This is a genomic window from Erwinia sp. Eh17-17 (assembly GCF_039675725.1).
Classification (GTDB): domain Bacteria; phylum Pseudomonadota; class Gammaproteobacteria; order Enterobacterales; family Enterobacteriaceae; genus Erwinia.
The window spans coordinates 63,918-82,324 of sequence record NZ_JBDFQT010000001.1; the positions used below are offsets into that span (position 1 = coordinate 63,918).

Here is an 18,407-nt window from a genome sequence, read left to right on the forward strand (position 1 = left end):
GGAATTGTTAACCCGGCAACCTTTCATTTACCTTTCAGCCATCGGGAAAAATAACAGGATGTGATATGCGTCTCTTACTGGTGGAAGATACGGCGGAGCTGGCCTGCTGGCTTCAGAAAGCGTTAACGCAGGCGGGGTTTGCCGTGGACTGGATTGCCGATGGGATAGCTGCCGACCATGTACTGCAAAGCGAGCATTATGAACTGGTGCTGCTGGATATTTCCCTGCCGCGACTGAACGGCCTGGATCTGCTGGCCCGCATGAGAAAACGCGGCCAGACGGTGCCGGTCCTGCTGCTGACCGCACGCAATGAGCTGACGGACAGGGTGCGCGGACTGAATCAGGGGGCGGATGATTACCTCAGTAAGCCGTTTGAGCTTGAAGAGCTGGAGGCGCGTATCCGGGCGCTGCTGCGCCGCAGTCAGGGTCAGGTACAGGAGGCACAAGCCTTTGGGGAACTGGTGTTTTTTCATGAGGGCTATTTCGAACTGCAGCAGAAACCGCTGGCGCTGACCCCCCGCGAGTCCAGCGTGTTAATGACGCTGATGCAGCGGCGCGGTCGACCGGTTTCCCGCCAGCAGCTCTACGAGCAGACCTTCACGCTGGCGGATGAAGCCAGCCTGGAAAGTATCGAACTGTATGTTCACCGGGTGCGGAAAAAGCTGTCGGGCAGCAATGTGTCGATTATCACCCTGCGTGGGCTGGGATACAGCCTTGAGCGGCAGCCATGAAGATGGCGTCATTGCGCGCACATCTGCTGCTGTGGCTGGGCCTGCCGCTGCTGATCCTCTGGGCGCTGTCGGTCTATACCCACTATGCCAGCGCGCTCCAGGCGGCTAACCAGGCCTATGACCGCTCGTTACTGGCTTCTGCGCGCACCGTCGCGGAGCGGATACGCGTGCATCAGGGGCATCTTGAGGTCGATGTGCCGTGGGTGGTCCTCGACAGTTTCGAGCGCAACATGAACGATCAGCTTTTTTACCAGGTGATCTCCCCGGAGGGCAAAACCCTTTCCGGCTATGATGACCTGCCGCCGCTGCCGGAAAAGACCCCGCTGTCGCGCAATTATCCGGCGTTAGTCCATTTTTATGATGCCCGCTACAATGGCCTGCCTATTCGCCTGGCGGCCCTGTGGCAGCCGGTCAACGAAGATAAGGTGCAGGGGATGGCGCTGGTGATCGTCGCTGAAACCCTGACGTCGCGTCGCGATTTTGCTGGCAGCCTGTTGTATACCGCCATTCTCAGCCAGGGCGCGCTGGTGCTGATCACGCTGCTGCTGGCCAGCTGGGTACTGCACAAGGTGCTGCGTCCGCTGCGGCACCTCTCCGGGGTGATATTGCGACGCGACCCCGGCGATTTGACCCCGCTGCCCGCGCTGTTACCCTGGTCAGAAATACAGCCGCTGATGGTGGCGGTAAACCGCTATATTGAGCGTCTGAGAGCGATGGTGGCAAGGCAGCAACGCTTCAGCGCGGATGCCTCGCATCAGCTGCGTACACCGCTGACTATTCTGAAAACCCAGGTCAGCGTGGCGCTGAACAGCAATGACCCGGGGGTGTGGCAGGAGAGTCTGCAGGGGATGCGACACACGCTGAACGACACCATCATACTCACCGATCGGCTACTGCAACTGTCGCGCATTAAGGCGATGCAGCAGAATCATCCGGGGAGCCCTGTTGACCTGGTTGCGCTGGTGCGCGAGGCCTGCCTGCTGCACTACCCGCAGGCCCGCAGCCGACAGATTGACCTGGGCTATGAAGGCGATGAGCGCTCGGTCATCCGTGGTGATGCGCTGTTGCTGGCCGAACTTTGTGCGAATCTGCTGGATAACGCGATTAAATATACGCCTGAGGGCGGCATGATTACCGCCAGCGTGCGCGACGGGCGCCTGCATATTGAAGACAGCGGGCCGGGGGTCGTTGAATCTGAACGACAGCAGGTGCTGCAACCGTTTTACCGGCTGGAACATACTCGTCATTCAGCAGGAACCGGGCTGGGGCTGGCTCTGGTAAAGGATATTGTTCGCTGGCATGGCGGTCAGATGTCTCTGTCACAGAGCGCAGCTCTCGGCGGTCTGTCTGTTGATGTTGCCTTCACCCCTGTTCCGTCCGTGCGCTGAGGATGCCCCCTGAACCCCGTTTTATGGCAGAATATCCCCCCACCGAACCGACTGGAAACCGATTGTGAAAATCCTCGTTGATGAAAATATGCCGTATGCCCGTGAACTGTTCAGCCGGACCGGCGACGTCGTGGCCGTGCCGGGGCGTCCCATCCCGCAGGCTGAGCTGGATGATGCCGACGGGCTGATGGTGCGATCGGTCACTAAAGTGAATGCCCAGCTGCTTGACGGTAAACCGGTGAAATTTGTCGGGACGGCTACCGCCGGTACTGATCATGTCGATGAAGCATGGCTGAAGCAGCAGGACATCGCGTTCTCCGCCGCCCCCGGCTGTAATGCTATTGCCGTGGTGGAGTATGTTTTTTCCGCGCTGCTGCTGCTGGCCGAGCGCGACGGTTTCCAGTTAACCGAGCGCACCGTGGGTATCGTCGGAGTGGGTAACGTCGGTGGCCGCCTTCAGGCGCGGCTTGAAGCGCTGGGGATCCGCACGTTGCTGTGCGACCCGCCGCGTGCCGAACGGGGTGATGAGGGAGATTTCCTGCCGCTGGCACAGCTGGTAGCCGAAGCGGACGTGCTCACCTTCCACACGCCGCTGTTCAGGCAGGGACCTTACCAGACGCTGCATATGGCCGATGAGGCGCTGCTGCTGGCGCTGAAACCCGACACCATTCTGATCAACGCCTGCCGTGGCCCGGTGGTGGACAATGCCGCTCTGCTGAAAGTGCTGGGCCAGCGTGACGATCTCAGCGTGGTGCTGGACGTCTGGGAACCCGAGCCGGAGCTGTCGCTGCCGCTGCTGGATAAAGTGGATATCGCCACGGCCCACATTGCCGGTTATACCCTGGAGGGCAAAGCGCGCGGCACCACTCAGGTATTTGAGGCCTGGACGCAGTTTATCGGTCAGCCGCAGCAGGTGGCGCTGGATACGCTGCTGCCCGCCCCGGAATTCGGCCGTATTACGCTGCGCGGCGCGCTGGATCAGGCAACGCTGAAACGTCTGGTACATCTGGTGTATGATGTGCGCCGCGATGATGCGCCGCTGCGCCACGTGGCGGCTGTTCCGGGCGAATTTGACCGCCTGCGCAAGCATTATCAGGAGCGCCGCGAATGGTCTTCGCTGCGGGTTGAGTGTGATAACGCCGACACCGCCGCGCTGCTGAACAGGCTGGGCTTTACCGCACTCTGCCTTTAAGTATTTTCCTAATCTTCAGGCGGTTAAACCACCGCCTTCTATTTTTGTGTCATTGTCTGGAGTAAACCAACATGTCTGACGGCTGGAATATCGCAATCTTAGGTGCGACAGGCGCAGTAGGGGGAGCTTTACTGGAATTGCTGGCGGAACGCCAGTTCCCGGTTGGTGAGCTGTATGCGCTGTCAAGCGAGCGCAGCGCGGGCGAAGTGCTGCGCTATGAAGGTAAATCGGTACGCGTGAGCGATGCCGCAGAGTTTGACTGGTCGCAGGTGCAGCTGGCGTTCTTCGTTGCCGGCCGCGAAGCCTCGGCGCGCTATGCTGATGAAGCGGCAAACTCAGGCTGTCTGGTGATCGACAGCAGCGATCTGTTTGCACTGGAGCCGGATGTGCCGCTGGTGGTGCCGGATGTGAACCCACAGGTGCTGGCCGACTACCGCAACCGGAATATCATCAGCGTGGCCGATGCATTAACCAGCCAGCTGCTGTGCGCCATCAAACCGCTGGTCGATCAGGCCGGTCTGGGGCGTTTGCAGGTAACCAACCTGCTGGCGGCATCCTCACACGGTAAAGCGGCGGTGGATTCGCTGGCCGGTGAGAGTGCGCGACTGCTGAACGGTTTGCCAGCGGAAGAGGGCTACTTTGGCCGCCAGCTGGCGTTCAACGTGTTACCCCTGCTGGCAGATAAAGAGGGCAGCGTGGCGCAGGAGCGTCTGCTGGTAGAGCAGGTGCGTAAAGTGCTGCAGGATGATGGATTACCGATAGCGGTCAGCACTATTCAGGCCCCGGTGTTCTACGGTAATGCGCAGATTGTCTATATCGAAAACCTGCGCCCGATGTCTTCAGAAGAAGCCCGCGATGCGCTGGCTCAGGTCGATGATATTAACCTGACCGCCGAGGATGACTTCCCGACGCAGGTGGGCGATGCCTCCGGCAGTGCGCACCTGAGCATCGGCAGCGTGCGCAATGATTACGGTATCCCTGAACTGTTACAGTTCTGGTCAGTTGCCGATAACGTGCGGTTTGGCGGCGCGCTGATGGCAGTGAAAACGGCTGAGAAGCTGGTGCAGGAGTATTTTTACTAATGTCCGACATCGCCGTCCCACAGCCAACCCTGAAACTGGCGCTGGGCATTGAATATGACGGTAGCCGTTACTACGGCTGGCAGCGGCAGCAGGAAGTGCGCAGCGTGCAGGAAAAACTGGAAAAGGCGCTGACGAAAGTGGCTAACCATCCGGTGGAAGTGCTGTGCGCAGGGCGGACGGACGCCGGTGTCCACGGCACCGGGCAGGTGGTGCATTTTGAAACTACCTCGCAGCGGAAAGATGCCGCCTGGACGATGGGTGTCAACACCAATCTGCCGGGGGATATCGCCGTTCGCTGGGTGAAAGCGGTGCCGGATGATTTCCACGCCCGTTTCAGCGCCACCGCGCGTCGTTACCGCTATGTGATTTATAACCAGCGGCTGCGCCCGGCGATTCTGGCCGGGGGCGTCACGCATTTTTATCATCCGCTGGATGTGGAAAAAATGCAGCGCGCCGGACAGTGCCTGCTGGGTGAGAACGACTTTACCTCGTTCCGCGCCGTGCAGTGCCAGTCGCGTACCCCGATGCGTAACGTAATGCACCTGAACGTGACCCGCCACGGTGCTTACGTGGTGGTGGATATTAAAGCCAATGCGTTTGTGCATCATATGGTGCGCAATATCGTTGGCAGCCTGATCGAAGTGGGCTGCGGGAATCAGCCTGAAGGCTGGATAGCTGAACTGCTGGCGGCCAAAGATCGCAAGCTGGCCGCGGCAACAGGGCGGGCGGAAGGTCTGTATCTGGTCTCGGTCGACTATCCCGCACGCTATGAGTTACCTCGTCCACCGATGGGACCGCTGTTCCTCGGGGATTAACCTGGCCTGGAGTGTTAAAGGAAGCCTGTATGGAATTGATTCGTTTTGTTGTCGACTTCATTTTGCATATCGACGTCCACCTTGCGGAGCTGGTCGCTCAGTATGGTATCTGGGTGTATGCCATTCTGTTTTTAATCCTGTTCTGCGAAACCGGTCTGGTGGTGACGCCATTCCTGCCGGGAGATTCTCTGCTGTTTGTGGCGGGAGCACTGGCTGCACTGCCGGGTAATGACCTGAATGTGCACACCATGGTCGCGCTGATGGTGGTGGCAGCCATTCTCGGTGATGCCGTGAACTACACCATTGGCCGTCTGTTTGGCGATAAGCTGTTCAGCAACCCGGATTCGAAGATCTTCCGTCGCAGCTATCTTGATAAGACCCATGCATTTTATGAGCGTCACGGCGGTAAAACCATTATTCTGGCTCGCTTCGTGCCCATTGTGCGTACGTTTGCGCCGTTTGTGGCGGGAATGGGTAAGATGTCTTACCGCCATTTTGCCATTTATAATGTCGCGGGTGGCCTGCTGTGGGTTCTGCTGTTTACCTATGCCGGTTATCTGTTTGGTAATTTCCCGGTGGTGCAGGAAAACCTTAAGCTATTGATTGTTGCCATTATCCTGGTGTCCATCCTGCCGGGTGTGATTGAAGTTCTGCGCCATCGTCGCGCGGCACGTCAGCAGAAACAGTAGTGAAATAAATCGTCAGGCCCGCCTCCTTCGACCAGATTTTTATCCACAGTGTCGGGCGGTTATGGTTTAATGAGCGATAAATTATGGTTTGCGCTGCGGCGTCAGGCAGCAGCGTGGAAAAAGAAAAACTGGCGCTCCCCAGCAGGAGCGCCAGGTTCAAACAGAAAGGTCATCAATGAGCTGGATTGAACGAATTCTCAATAAGAGCACCATTACCCCATCGCGCAAAGCAAGCATTCCTGAAGGGGTCTGGACAAAATGTGACAGCTGCGGGCAGGTTCTCTACCGTGCCGAGCTGGAGCGTAATCTGGAAGTCTGCCCGAAATGCGACCACCACATGCGTATGCATGGTCGCGATCGTCTGCACAGCGTGCTGGACGAAGGTTCGCTGGTTGAACTGGGTAGCGAGCTGGAACCGAAAGATGTGCTCAAGTTCCGGGATTCAAAAAAATATAAAGATCGTCTGGTCGCGGCTCAGAAAGAGACTAACGAAACCGACGCGCTGATTGTGATGAAAGGAACCCTGCACGGGATGCCGGTCGTTGCCGCAGCGTTTGAATTCTCCTTCATGGGGGGATCAATGGGTTCTGTAGTGGGCGCGCGTTTTGTGCGTGCCGTTGAGCAGGCGCTGGAAGATAACTGTCCGATGATCTGTTTCTCTGCATCAGGCGGTGCCCGTATGCAGGAAGCGCTGATGTCGCTGATGCAGATGGCGAAAACCAGTGCGGCACTGGCGAAGATGCAGGCGCGTGGCCTGCCGTATATCTCCGTGCTGACTGACCCGACCATGGGCGGCGTTTCTGCCAGCTTTGCGATGCTGGGCGATCTCAACATTGCTGAACCTAAAGCACTGATCGGCTTTGCCGGCCCGCGCGTTATTGAGCAGACCGTGCGTGAAAAACTGCCGCCGGGCTTCCAGCGCAGTGAGTTCCTGATTGAAAAAGGCGCGATTGATATGATCGTTCGCCGTCCGGTAATGCGCTTTAAGCTGGCCAGCGTGCTGGCGAAAATGATGAATCTGCCTGCACCTAAGGAAGATGAAGTCCCGGACGCGCCTGCTGACGCCCCTCAGAGCCACGAGGCCTGACCGATGATGAGAAAGGGGCCCCGTGCCCCTTTTACCAATGAACCGTAACGCTGTGAACGGGACACATGGATAATCTTCCTCAAGCCACGTCGCCTCTTGCCACGTGGCTTTATTATCTTGAGCATCTGCATACTCAGGCTATCGAACTCGGGCTGGATCGTATCCGGCGCGTTGCCACTTCGCTTGACCTGCTGACACCTGCCCCTGTGGTTTTCACCGTCGCCGGAACCAATGGTAAAGGCACAACCTGCCGCACCCTTGAAACGTTGCTGATGGCGGCGGGCTATCGCGTGGGCGTTTACAGTTCCCCGCATCTGGTGCGCTACACTGAACGGGTGCGCATTCAGGGAGAGGAGCTGGCAGAGTCGGCCCATACGGCCTCATTTGCCGCCATCGAAGCCGGGCGCGGCGAGACCTCGCTGACCTATTTTGAATACGGCACGCTGTCGGCGCTGTGGCTGTTTACGCAGGCAAAACCCGACGTGGTGATCCTGGAAGTCGGTCTTGGCGGTCGTCTTGACGCCACCAATATCGTCGATGCCGATGTCGCTGTGGTAACCAGCATTGCGCTGGATCATACCGACTGGCTCGGACCGGATCGAGACAGCATCGGCCGCGAAAAAGCCGGCGTGTTCCGCGCCGGTAAACCGGCTGTGGTGGGCGAGCCGGATATGCCGCACACCATCGCTGAGGTGGCAGCAGAGAAGGGCGCACAGCTGTTACAGCGCGATCGAGACTGGTCATATCACGTCACCGGTGACGGCTGGTCATTCCGCGACGCGCACGGCACTATTGAGCAGCTACCGCTGCCGCAGGTGCCTCTGGCCAATGCCGCGACCGCTCTGGCGGCACTGCGAGCCTCAACGCTGAGCGTGGATGAAGCGACAATTCGTCGTTCGCTGCCGCTGGCGATGCTGCCCGGTCGTTTTCAGACGGTGAGTGAGTCACCGCGCGTGATCCTCGATGTGGCCCATAACCCTCATGCGGCAGGTTACCTGGCCGGGCGCCTGGCGGAAGTGCCCCGCAGCGGTAAGGTTCATGCGGTGGTCGGGATGCTGCACGATAAAGATATCGCCGGTACGCTGGCCTGCCTCAGCCCTGAGGTCGATCTCTGGTACTGCGCGCCGCTTGACGGCCCGCGCGGAGCCAGCGCTGAACAGCTGATGGCACACCTGAGCGGCGCGCAGGCGTTCAGCTCGGTGGCGGCGGCGTATCAGCAGGCGCTGCAACAGGCAGCGGAACAGGATATTGTGCTGGTGTGTGGATCTTTCCACACCGTAGCGCAGGTAATGGAATGGATGGAAACGGAGAACGGCAGTGGCCAGTAAGTTTCAAAACCGTTTAGTCGGAACCATCATCATTGTGGCACTGGGCGTGATTGTTCTGCCCGGCCTGCTCGATGGTAAGAAGAAGCACTACAAAGAAGAGTTTGCCGCCATTCCGCTGGTGCCGAAACCGGAAGACCAGCAGGAAACTGATTTGGTGCCTCCGGTAACGCAGTCTTTACCTGCTCAGCCGCCGGAAGGGGCAGGGGCGGCGATCAGCGCCGGAAGCAATCTTAACGACAACTCTTCGCAGGCAGACAGTGGCTCGACCGCACCGCAGTCGCGCAACCAGCCGACGGTGGTGACACCGCCGCCGGTGAAACCTGTCCAGCAACAGCCGCAGAAAGTCGTGGAAAAACCGAAACCACAGCCTAAGCCGGTTGAAAAACCGGTTGAGAAGCCTAAGCCGGTCGAGAAACCAAAACCGGTTGAAGCGCCTGCACCGAAAGTGGAAACCCCCGCCGAGAGTAAGCCTGCGGCTGCCGAAACGGCGCCGTCAGGTCAGGCCTGGGTGGTGCAGCTTGGTGCGCTGAAGAACGCGGCAAAAGTGAATGAAATTGTCGCGCAGCTTCGTCTGTCGGGCTACCGTGCCTTTACCGTTCCGGCGACGCCGGTGCAGGGACAGATCACCCGCATTTACGTGGGGCCGGATGCCTCGAAAGCGAAAATGCAGGCTGCGGTAGGCGCGTTGCAGGGGATTTCTGGCTTAGGCGGTGTGGTGAAGCCCTACAGCGTTCGCTAACTGTTTTTAGCCTGCCGATTTTCTGCGTGGCAGGTGATGCGATGAGTTTTTATCACCCCGCGCCCGGAGTCGACACAGTGTCGTTCCGGGCGTCGTGCGTGATGATACTGGCAAATCAAGGTATTGCGTCAGGGGACCGCAGAGTGAATTCTGCGTCTGTCGGCGGTTTTTTTTAACGTCATCGTTAATTTAAATCGCCACAGGAAAACCCTACGCAAACGTTTTCTTTTTCTGTTAGAATTCGCCCCGAACTGAGGCAGTATCCCCTTGCACCTGTGCTACAAGGGGACGCAGGCTGATTCAGGGCTTGGTCACTGGAAGCGTTCATGATCTGGATAGATTACGTCATTATTGCGGTTATTGGTTTTTCGGCTCTCGTTAGCCTGATTCGAGGTTTTGTTCGGGAAGCTCTTTCTCTCGTCACCTGGGGTTGCGCATTTTTTGTCGCCAGTCATTACTACTCCTTCCTTGCCGTCTGGTTCACCGGGTTTGAAGACGAACTGGTTCGAAATGGAATCGCCGTTGCCGTGTTATTCATTGCCACCCTTATTGTCGGGGCCATTGTTAACTACGTGATTGGTTCGCTGGTTGAAAAAACCGGCCTGTCGGGAACCGACAGAGTGCTTGGCGTCTGTTTTGGGGCATTACGCGGTGTGCTGATCGTTTCAGCCATGCTGTTTTTCCTCGACACATTCACCGGCTTTTCCAAAAGCCCGGACTGGCAGCAGTCCCAGCTTATCCCTCAGTTCAGTTCAATCATCAGGTGGTTTTTTGACTACCTGAAAAGCACGTCGAGTTTTTTGCCCCGGTAATCGCACCGGGGTTGCGGCTTATGAGGAAATGTCAATATGTGCGGTATTGTCGGGATCGCCGGTTTTGCGCCGGTCAACCAGTCGATTTATGACGCGTTAACGGTGCTTCAGCACCGTGGGCAGGATGCCGCAGGCATCGTTACCATTGATGCATTGAATTGCTTCCGTCTGCGTAAAGCAAACGGTCTGGTTAGCGATGTATTTGAAGCCCGCCACATGCAGCGTATGCAGGGCAACATGGGTATTGGCCACGTGCGCTACCCAACGGCAGGAAGCTCCAGCGCTTCAGAAGCCCAGCCTTTCTACGTGAACTCCCCTTACGGTATTACCCTTGCCCATAACGGCAATCTGACCAACGCCCACGAACTGCGCAAAGAGCTGTTCGAAACGGGTCGTCGTCATGTGAATACCACCTCCGATTCTGAAATCCTGCTGAATATCTTTGCGCAGGAAGTGGATCGTTTCCAGCACGACCCGCTGGAAGCTGAAAACATCTTCTCCGCTGTGGCCGCCGTACACCAGCGCGTGCGCGGTGCTTATGCCTGCGTCGCGATGATTATCGGCCACGGCCTGGTGGCATTCCGCGATCCTAACGGTATTCGCCCACTGGTGATCGGCAAGCGTGCGATGGCCGATGGCCGTATCGAGTATATGGTGGCTTCAGAAAGCGTCGCGCTGGATACCCTTGGTTTTGAGTTCCTGCGCGACGTGGCACCGGGAGAAGCGGTTTATGTGACCGTGAAGGGCCAGCTGTTTACCCGCCAGTGTGCTGAAAATCCAAAGTGCAATCCATGCCTGTTCGAGTACGTTTACTTTGCGCGCCCGGACTCCTTCCTGGATAAAATTTCGGTGTACAGCGCACGCGTGCGTATGGGCACCAAACTCGGCGCTAAGATCGCCCGCGAGTGGGAAGACCTGGATATTGATGTGGTCATTCCTATTCCTGAAACCTCCTGCGATATCGCTCTGGAGATGGCCCGTATTCTCGACAAGCCATACCGTCAGGGTTTTGTGAAGAACCGCTATGTCGGGCGTACCTTTATCATGCCGGGCCAGCACCTGCGCCGTAGCGCGGTTCGCCGTAAGCTGAACGCCAACCGCGCTGAGTTCCGGGGTAAAAACGTGCTGCTGGTGGATGATTCCATCGTGCGCGGCACCACGTCAGAACAGATTATCGAAATGGCCCGTGAAGCCGGGGCGAAGAAAGTTTATCTCGCTTCAGCGGCACCGGAAATCCGCTTCCCGAACGTTTACGGCATTGATATGCCAAGCGCCACTGAGCTGATCGCGCACGGCCGCGAAGTGGAAGAGATCCGCCAGCTGATCGGGGCTGATGCGCTGATCTTCCAGGATCTCAGTGACCTGATCGAAGCGGTGCGTGAAGAGAATCCGGATATTGCCCAGTTCGAGTGCTCGGTGTTTGATGGTATCTACGTCACCAAAGACGTTGACCAGCAGTACCTGGAGTATTTGCAGTCTCTGCGCAATGACGATGCGAAAGCGATGCAGCGTCAGAATGAAGTCGAAAATCTGGAAATGCATAACGAAGGCTGATAACCGTCGCCCGCCGAATTGTTTAGGGCAGATGGGGAAATGGGCTAAGATGGGCCGGGTAACTCCGGCCCATTTTTTTTAAGGATTTTTATGAAGCGACTCATTGTTGGCATTTCAGGCGCCAGCGGGGTGATTTACGGCATCCGCGCGCTGCAAATTTTGCAGCAGGTCAGCGGGGTAGAGACTCATCTGATCATGAGCCAGGCCGCGCGTCAGACCATGGCGCTGGAGAGTGACTATACGTTACGCCAGGTGCAGGCGCTGGCCGACGTGGTCCATGATGCGCGTGATATTGCTGCCAGCATTTCATCCGGGTCGTTTAAGACCGATGGCATGGCGATTCTCCCCTGTTCGATGAAAACCCTCTCCGGCATTGTCCATAGCTACAGCGATGGTCTGCTGACGCGCGCGGCCGATGTGGTGCTGAAAGAGCGCCGTCGCCTGGTGCTTTGCGTACGTGAAACGCCGCTGCATCTGGGGCATCTGCGTATGATGACCACCGCCGCCGAACTGGGTGCCATCATTATGCCACCCGTACCCGCTTTCTATCACCGCCCGCAAAATGTCATGGACATCGTTGACCAGACCGTCAATCGCGTTCTCGACCAGTTTGATATTGAACTGGATAAGGATCTGTTTACGCGCTGGCAAGGTGCATAACCGCCGTTAAAGCGCACTATCGCAGTGCAAATGTTGGTGCTGAATCGCTTTTCGTGCAAGTTATGCACCAATATGAAACATAGTTGCTACCTCCTGCCTACAAACCTGCTATAAATTTTCCTGCAAACCGAGCAATCACGGTGCCTGAGGTATTTCGCGATATAAACTGCCCCTTGCCACAAAATGTGGCACGGAACCTGCTAATTATATTGTGCAAGTCACTGTGCAGACACATCACGAACCATAAAAAATAATATTGGAAACTGAGGGTTATTTATGAAAAAGCAGGTCCTGGCTCTATCCCTGTTAATCTCAATCACAGCTGCAGGCAGCGCGTTTGCTGCGGGTCCAAAAACACTGCGTATCGGCACCGACCCGACGTATGCACCGTTCGAAATGAAAAATGCTCAGGGTCAGCTGGTCGGGTTTGACATCGATCTGGCGACCGAAATCTGTAAGCGTATGGAAACCAAATGTACGTTTGTGGAAAGCGACTTTGACGCGCTGATCCCTTCACTGAAAGCGAAGAAGATTGATGCGATTATCTCTTCTCTGTCGATTACTGAAAAGCGTCAGCAGGAGATTGCCTTCTCTGAAAAACTGTATGCCGCGAACTCACGTCTGATTGCGCCTAAAGGCTCTAAAATTCAGCCGACGCTGGAGTCTCTGAAAGGCAAAACCATTGGTCTGCTGCAGGGCACCACTCAGGAAACCTACGCTAACGATAACTGGCGTCCAAAAGGCGTGACCGTTACGCCATATGCCAACCAGGATCTGGTGTATCAGGACCTGACTGCGGGCCGTATCGACGCCGCGTTCCAGGATGAAGTGGCCGCCAGCGAAGGTTTTCTCAAGCAGCCTGCGGGTAAAGGCTATGCGTTCGCCGGCCCGGCGGTAAAAGATGAGAAAATCTTTGGCGTGGGTACGGGTATGGGCATGAGCAAGGATAACCCTGAGCTGAAAGCTGCTATCGATAAAGCGTTCGATGAAATGCGCAAAGATGGTACCTACGACAAATTAGCGAAAAAATATTTCGATTTTGACGTCTACGGCGGCTAAGTAAAAACCTGTCTGCAAGCCTCGCCGCACACCACGGTGAGGCTGCTTTAGCAAATGATTATTTATACCTGAATAGTTCGGCTGACAGCCTGAATTATGACGGTAGCAAGACAGGATGTGCTTATGCTGTATGGCTACTCTGAAGTCATTTTTAAAGGCGCGATGGTCACCCTGGAGCTGGCTCTCAGCTCGGTGGTGTTTGCCGTGGTGCTTGGATTGATTGGCGCCGGGGCCAAACTGTCCAACAGCCGCCCGCTGGTGGTTATTTTTGAAGGTTACACCACCCTGATCCGCGGCGTACCTGATCTGGTCCTGATGCTGCTGATTTTCTACGGTCTGCAAATTGCGCTGAACCAGGTGACGGACTTCCTCGGCCTGTCGCAGTTTGATATTGACCCGATGGTCGCCGGGATTATCACCCTGGGCTTTATCTACGGAGCCTACTTCACTGAAACGTTTCGCGGTGCTTATATGGCGGTGCCAAAAGGGCAGATCGAAGCGGCTACGGCTTTCGGCTTCACCCGTTCCCAAACCTTCCGTCGTGTGCTGTTCCCCGGCATGATGCGCTTTGCCCTTCCGGGTATCGGTAATAACTGGCAGGTTATCCTGAAAGCCACGGCACTCGTGTCGCTTCTGGGCCTGGAAGATGTGGTCAAGGCCACGCAGCTGGCCGGAAAATCGACCTGGGAGCCGTTCTATTTCGCCATCGTTGCCGGGGTGATCTACCTGATTTTTACCACACTCTCTAACGGGGTGCTTTGGTGGCTGGAACGCCGCTATACGGTGGGCGTGAAAAGGGCTGACTTATGATTGAGATTATTCAGGAGTACTGGAAAGCCCTGCTGTGGACCGACGGTTATCGCTTCTCCGGCGTGGCAATCACCCTCTGGCTGCTGGTGGTATCCGTGGTGCTGGGCGGCTGTATGGCAGTGCTGATGTCGATTGCCCGCGTTTCCCCGATCAAAGCGGTGCGTTTCCCGGTGTGGCTGTTCACCTATATTTTCCGTGGTACGCCGCTGTATGTTCAGCTGCTGGTGTTCTACTCCGGAATGTATACCCTGGAAGTGGTCAAGGGCACTGAGCTGCTGAATGCGTTCTTCCGCAGCGGGTTGAACTGTACGCTGCTGGCGCTGACGCTCAACACCTGTGCCTACACCACGGAGATCTTCGCAGGGGCGATTCGTTCCGTGCCGCACGGTGAGATCGAAGCCGCGCGCGCCTACGGCTTTTCCACCTTCAAACTGTATCGCTGCATTATTATGCCTTCGGCGCTGCGCTCTGCGCTGCCGGCCTACAGCAATGAAGTCATTCTGATGTTGCACTCCACGGCGCTGGCCTTTACCGCCACGGTGCCGGACCTGCTGAAAGTGGCCCGCGACATTAACTCTGCCACTTATCAGCCGTTTATTGCCTTCGGCATTGCGGCCGTGCTGTATCTGATTATTTCCTATGTGTTGATTAGTCTGTTCCGTAAAGCGGAACAACGCTGGCTGGCGCACGTTAAACCTTCATCGTCACACTGAGTAAAACACCATGGCTGAAAATAAATTAAGCGTCACCGAGCTGCATAAACGTTACGGTGAGCATGAAGTGCTGAAGGGTGTTTCGCTGCAGGCAAACGCCGGAGATGTGATCAGTATTATTGGCTCATCGGGTTCCGGGAAAAGTACCTTCCTGCGCTGTATTAACTTCCTCGAAAAGCCGAGTGAAGGCACTATTTCGGTGAATAATGAGAACGTCCATCTGGTACGTGATACCGACGGTCAGCTGAAAGTTTCCAACAAAGAACAGCTGCGGATGCTGCGCACCCGCCTGACTATGGTATTCCAGCACTTCAACCTCTGGAGCCATATGACAGTTCTGGAGAACGTGATGGAGGCACCGGTGCAGGTACTGGGGTTAAGCAAAACCGAAGCGCGGGAGCGCGCCATTCGCTACCTGGATAAGGTGGGAATTGACGAGCGCGCGCGCGCCAAATATCCGATTCACCTGTCGGGGGGCCAGCAGCAGCGCGTCTCTATTGCCCGTGCGCTGGCGATGGAGCCGGAAGTTCTGCTGTTTGATGAACCTACATCCGCGCTGGACCCGGAGCTGGTGGGGGAGGTGCTGCGCATCATGCAGAAGCTGGCGGAAGAGGGGAAAACCATGGTGGTAGTGACGCACGAGATGGAGTTCGCCCGTCATGTGTCCAGCCACGTGATCTTCCTGCATCAGGGGAAAATTGAAGAGGAAGGCCCGCCGGAGGCGGTCTTTAATCATCCGAAGAGCACGCGCCTGCAACAGTTTTTGTCCGGTGCACTGAAATAATCCCTGAGGGGCGAACGGAAAAAGGGTCGCCCCTGCGGTGAAACAGGCATGGGGCGGCCCGTTATTTGGCACCGCCCGCAGTGAATCCCGCTACCGCATCAGAGGACATCTTCTAATGCCTTATCCAGCTCATACCATTTAAATCGAAACCCTGACGCCTCCAGCCGCTGTGGCAGCACGTGCTGCCCTCCCAGCACCAATACCGCCGACTCACCCATTAACAACCGGATAGCGGGGGCTGGCGTGCGCATAAACGACGGGCGATGCATCGCCTCACCCAGTGCGGCGGCAAACTGCTCGTTACGTACGGCATAAGGGGCGACAAGATTAAACGCACCGTTCAGCGCAGGGTTCTCCAGTAGCCAGATAATGGCCCTGACTTCATCCTCAAGATGGATCCATGGCAGATACTGTTTGCCGTTGCCGAGCGGCCCTCCAACCCCTAATTTGAACGGCAGCTTCATCTTCTCCAGCGCTCCCCCTTTTTTTGACAGGACCACGCCGGTGCGCAGCAGACAGACGCGGGTGCGCTCGCTTTGCGCCTTCAGCGCCAGCTCTTCCCAGCGGGCACAAAGCTCATGGGTGAACTCCGCGTGGCCGGGGTCATCTTCGGTAACCACCAGTTCACCGGTGTTGCCATAGAAGCCGGTCGCCGAACCGGAAATCAGCACCGCAGGGGGCGTACTGCTTGCCTGAATCAGTTCAGCCAGCCGTTGAGTGATTTGCCAGCGGCTGTCGCACAGCAGACGCTTCTGCTGCCCGCTCCAGCGTTTATCCGCTATCGGTGCTCCGGCGAGATTGATGACCGCATCAGTGCCGTTCAGATCCTGCTGCTGATCCAGCCCCGACCACAGGCTGACCTGCTCACCGAGCTGGCGACGCGCAGCCGCAACATCGCGTGTGACCACGCTGACCTGGTGACCGGCGTTGAGCAATTGAATCGTTAGCGCGCGGCCAATCAACCCCGTACCGCCAGTAATTAAAATATGCATGCGGTTTTCCTTAAAATAAGTCAGTACATGGTGCTGCATTTAGCATAGGTGAAGATGGCGGGAATGCGTGTGACAATACGCACGGGCAGGAGCTGATACTGGTTGTTCTTATTTGTAAGACAACCCTACCGTGGAGATTGCCTTCAGCCTGAAAAATCGGTAAACAGGATGTTCCTATCCGTGAACGTCAGAGGACGTCCTGATGAGTTATCCCGCGATTCAGTTATGGTCAGATTCCAGATTTTTCAGCCCGTATGTGATGTCGGTATATGTTGCCCTGAGTGAAAAAGGCATTCCTTTTTCGCTGAAGCGCCTGAACCTGGCAAGCCAGGAGCATCATCAGCCAGCCTATGGTGAGGTGTCACTGACGCGCCGCGTGCCGACGTTACAGGTAGACAGTTTCCTGCTTTCTGAATCCTCCGCCATTACGGAGTATCTGGAAGACCGTTTCCCGGCCCCGGACTATGAACGTCTCTACCCGCGTGATATCGAAAAACGCGCAAAAGCGCGTGAAATTCAGGCCTGGCTGCGCAGTGATTTTATGCCGATCCGCCAGCAGCGCCCGACAGAAGTGCTGTTTGCCGGTCAGCGTTTTGCACCGCTGGATGAGGCTGCCCAGCAGTCGGCAGCGACACTTATCGCTGCAGTGGAACGCCTGCTGCCAGAGGGCAGGCACAATCTGTTTGGCGAATGGTCAATTGCCGATACCGACCTGGCAGTGATGCTTAACCGCCTGGCTGTGCATGGCGATCCACTGCCGGCGCGTCTGGCTGATTATGCGCATTTTCAGTGGCAGCGCGCCTCGGTACAGCTGTGGCTGGCCGAGTCGTCGAAAAAGCAGAGTGTCTGAGCACAAATTGATGATTGCGTCGCACGGCGTTACACATTAATTTAGGGCGGATCGCACAACGGTGCGCGAAAACGTTTGATTCAACTGAGCGCCAGGCGCCAGAACAAAAAAGGGTTACGGATGGTGGAGCAAGATCAGGGCACGGAGTGGGTGGATATCGTTAGTGAAGATAACGAAGTCATAGCACAATCCAGCCGTGTACAGATGCGTGCACAGTGTTTGCGCCATCGCGCAACCTACATCGTGGTTCACGATGGCATGGGAAAAATTCTGGTACAGCGCCGCACTGAAACAAAAGATTTCATGCCGGGTATGCTGGATGCCACCGCTGGTGGGGTGGTACAGACCGGTGAAGAGATGCTGGCCTCTGCACGCCGTGAAGCCGAAGAGGAGCTGGGAATTGCTGCAGTACCGTTTGCCGAGCACGGTCAGTTCTATTACGAAGATGAGCACTGCCGGGTGTGGGGTGGGCTGTTCAGCTGCGTTTCCCACGGTCCGTTTGCCATGCAGGAAGAAGAAGTGGATGAGATTTTCTGGATGACACCGGAAGAGATCACCGCGCGCTGTGATGAGTTCACCAACGACTCGCTGAAGGCGCTGTCGCTGTGGCTGACGCGTAATAACGAATCAGGCCGCCACGATTAATCCCCTCCCGTGGCGCCGTCATTCTGCGCCACGCTTATTCCCCAGCTAAACACCTTTCAATATGCCTGCCCCACGGGTGTATTTTCTCAGCGCGTCGGCGCAGCACTTCCATCACCATCAACCGAATCAACGACGTTACCGTCATCAGGCTGGCGGTGGCGCGTAACGGCCCCCTTGATGTCAGCACACTATGGGATAGCTAATATCAACGCACCGTAATGTCACGACCTTTATATCCAGCCATGAGTGATTATTACCCTGTTTAAACTGAGCCGATTGTTATTGAATGGAAAGGTAATCATCTTCATAAGGCTCAATCTTTATTCCCAGCATCGAGCAAAGGATGAAAGAGTTATCGTACCAACAAATGTGACATTACCTGAAATAATCTGTCTGCAATGAAGTGTTTTCGCTCTAAAAAGTACGAGGAAATCTAGTCTCAGGATAAAAAGATAATATCGGGAGTTATTCTCTTTT

At 56.4% G+C, this 18,407-nt stretch carries 19 protein-coding genes; 18 read left to right on the forward strand and 1 reads right to left on the reverse strand.

From position 1 onward, the window contains the following. The first annotated feature begins 65 nt into the window (after positions 1-65). The 16 genes from tctD to hisP all read left to right on the forward strand — a co-directional run bounded on the left by tctD (position 66) and on the right by hisP (position 15,443). Positions 66-731, forward strand: coding sequence for a transcriptional regulator TctD (gene tctD, locus ABEH87_RS00305; protein WP_346572857.1), 666 nt, complete (start codon positions 66-68; stop codon positions 729-731). Further along, positions 728-2,119 carry a sensor histidine kinase N-terminal domain-containing protein gene (locus ABEH87_RS00310; RefSeq protein ID WP_346572859.1) on the forward strand — a complete coding sequence of 464 codons (1,392 nt, stop codon included), beginning with the start codon at positions 728-730 and terminating at the stop codon, positions 2,117-2,119. Before tctD ends, ABEH87_RS00310 begins: the two co-directional genes overlap by 4 nt. Positions 2,120-2,183: 64 nt before the next feature. After that, positions 2,184-3,311, forward strand: coding sequence for a 4-phosphoerythronate dehydrogenase PdxB (gene pdxB / locus ABEH87_RS00315; protein WP_346572861.1), 1,128 nt, complete (start codon positions 2,184-2,186; stop codon positions 3,309-3,311). A 71-nt stretch (positions 3,312-3,382) separates the two neighbouring features. Next, positions 3,383-4,393 (forward strand): aspartate-semialdehyde dehydrogenase, encoded by a 1,011-nt coding sequence (locus ABEH87_RS00320; RefSeq protein ID WP_346572863.1) that lies wholly within the window; start codon positions 3,383-3,385, stop codon positions 4,391-4,393. Beyond that, the gene (gene truA / locus ABEH87_RS00325) at positions 4,393-5,208 is read left to right on the forward strand and encodes a tRNA pseudouridine(38-40) synthase TruA (protein ID WP_346572865.1); all 816 of its coding nucleotides are present in this window, start codon (positions 4,393-4,395) and stop codon (positions 5,206-5,208) included. The genes ABEH87_RS00320 and truA overlap by 1 nt, the downstream gene beginning before the upstream one ends. A 29-nt stretch (positions 5,209-5,237) precedes the next feature. After that, a complete protein-coding gene (locus ABEH87_RS00330; RefSeq protein ID WP_346572867.1) occupies positions 5,238-5,897 on the forward strand; it encodes a DedA family protein in 660 nt (219 codons plus the stop codon). Positions 5,898-6,072: 175 nt separating this feature from the next. Continuing rightward, on the forward strand, positions 6,073-6,984 hold the full coding sequence (gene accD, locus ABEH87_RS00335; RefSeq protein ID WP_346572869.1) for an acetyl-CoA carboxylase, carboxyltransferase subunit beta: 912 nt from the start codon (positions 6,073-6,075) through the stop codon (positions 6,982-6,984). A 65-nt stretch (positions 6,985-7,049) separates the two neighbouring features. Further along, complete coding sequence (gene folC / locus ABEH87_RS00340) at positions 7,050-8,312, forward strand: bifunctional tetrahydrofolate synthase/dihydrofolate synthase (protein ID WP_346572871.1); 1,263 nt, start codon at positions 7,050-7,052, stop codon at positions 8,310-8,312. Continuing rightward, entirely contained in the window at positions 8,302-9,051 is a 750-nt protein-coding gene (gene dedD / locus ABEH87_RS00345; protein ID WP_346572873.1) for a cell division protein DedD, read from the forward strand. Before folC ends, dedD begins: the two co-directional genes overlap by 11 nt. A gap of 326 nt (positions 9,052-9,377) precedes the next feature. Continuing rightward, entirely contained in the window at positions 9,378-9,863 is a 486-nt protein-coding gene (gene cvpA / locus ABEH87_RS00350; RefSeq protein ID WP_346572875.1) for a colicin V production protein, read from the forward strand. A 36-nt stretch (positions 9,864-9,899) separates the two neighbouring features. Further along, on the forward strand, positions 9,900-11,417 hold the full coding sequence (purF, locus tag ABEH87_RS00355) for an amidophosphoribosyltransferase (RefSeq protein ID WP_346572877.1): 1,518 nt from the start codon (positions 9,900-9,902) through the stop codon (positions 11,415-11,417). Positions 11,418-11,507: 90 nt separating this feature from the next. Next, positions 11,508-12,077, forward strand: a complete 570-nt coding sequence (locus ABEH87_RS00360) for a UbiX family flavin prenyltransferase (RefSeq protein ID WP_346572879.1) — start codon at positions 11,508-11,510, stop codon at positions 12,075-12,077. Positions 12,078-12,353: 276 nt separating this feature from the next. Next, positions 12,354-13,136 carry a lysine/arginine/ornithine ABC transporter substrate-binding protein ArgT gene (gene argT / locus ABEH87_RS00365; RefSeq protein WP_346572881.1) on the forward strand — a complete coding sequence of 261 codons (783 nt, stop codon included), beginning with the start codon at positions 12,354-12,356 and terminating at the stop codon, positions 13,134-13,136. 123 nt (positions 13,137-13,259) lie between these two features. Beyond that, positions 13,260-13,946: a histidine ABC transporter permease HisQ gene (locus ABEH87_RS00370; RefSeq protein ID WP_346572883.1), complete on the forward strand. Its 687-nt coding sequence runs from the start codon at positions 13,260-13,262 to the stop codon at positions 13,944-13,946. Beyond that, on the forward strand, positions 13,943-14,659 hold the full coding sequence (locus ABEH87_RS00375) for an ABC transporter permease (protein ID WP_346572885.1): 717 nt from the start codon (positions 13,943-13,945) through the stop codon (positions 14,657-14,659). Before ABEH87_RS00370 ends, ABEH87_RS00375 begins: the two co-directional genes overlap by 4 nt. 10 nt (positions 14,660-14,669) lie before the next feature. Then, on the forward strand, positions 14,670-15,443 hold the full coding sequence (hisP, locus tag ABEH87_RS00380) for a histidine ABC transporter ATP-binding protein HisP (RefSeq protein ID WP_346572887.1): 774 nt from the start codon (positions 14,670-14,672) through the stop codon (positions 15,441-15,443). 98 nt (positions 15,444-15,541) lie between these two features. Here the strand turns inward: hisP and ABEH87_RS00385 are convergent, their stop codons facing one another. Then, entirely contained in the window at positions 15,542-16,435 is an 894-nt protein-coding gene (locus ABEH87_RS00385) for a TIGR01777 family oxidoreductase (protein WP_346572889.1), read from the reverse strand. A gap of 202 nt (positions 16,436-16,637) precedes the next feature. Here ABEH87_RS00385 and yfcF point away from each other — a divergent pair, with 202 nt between their 5' ends. Together yfcF and yfcD are read left to right on the forward strand one after the other, a co-directional pair. Then, positions 16,638-17,285, forward strand: coding sequence for a glutathione transferase (gene yfcF, locus ABEH87_RS00390; RefSeq protein ID WP_346572891.1), 648 nt, complete (start codon positions 16,638-16,640; stop codon positions 17,283-17,285). Between the two features lie 120 nt (positions 17,286-17,405). After that, positions 17,406-17,930, forward strand: a complete 525-nt coding sequence (gene yfcD / locus ABEH87_RS00395) for an NUDIX hydrolase YfcD (protein ID WP_346572893.1) — start codon at positions 17,406-17,408, stop codon at positions 17,928-17,930. Positions 17,931-18,407 lie beyond the last annotated feature (477 nt).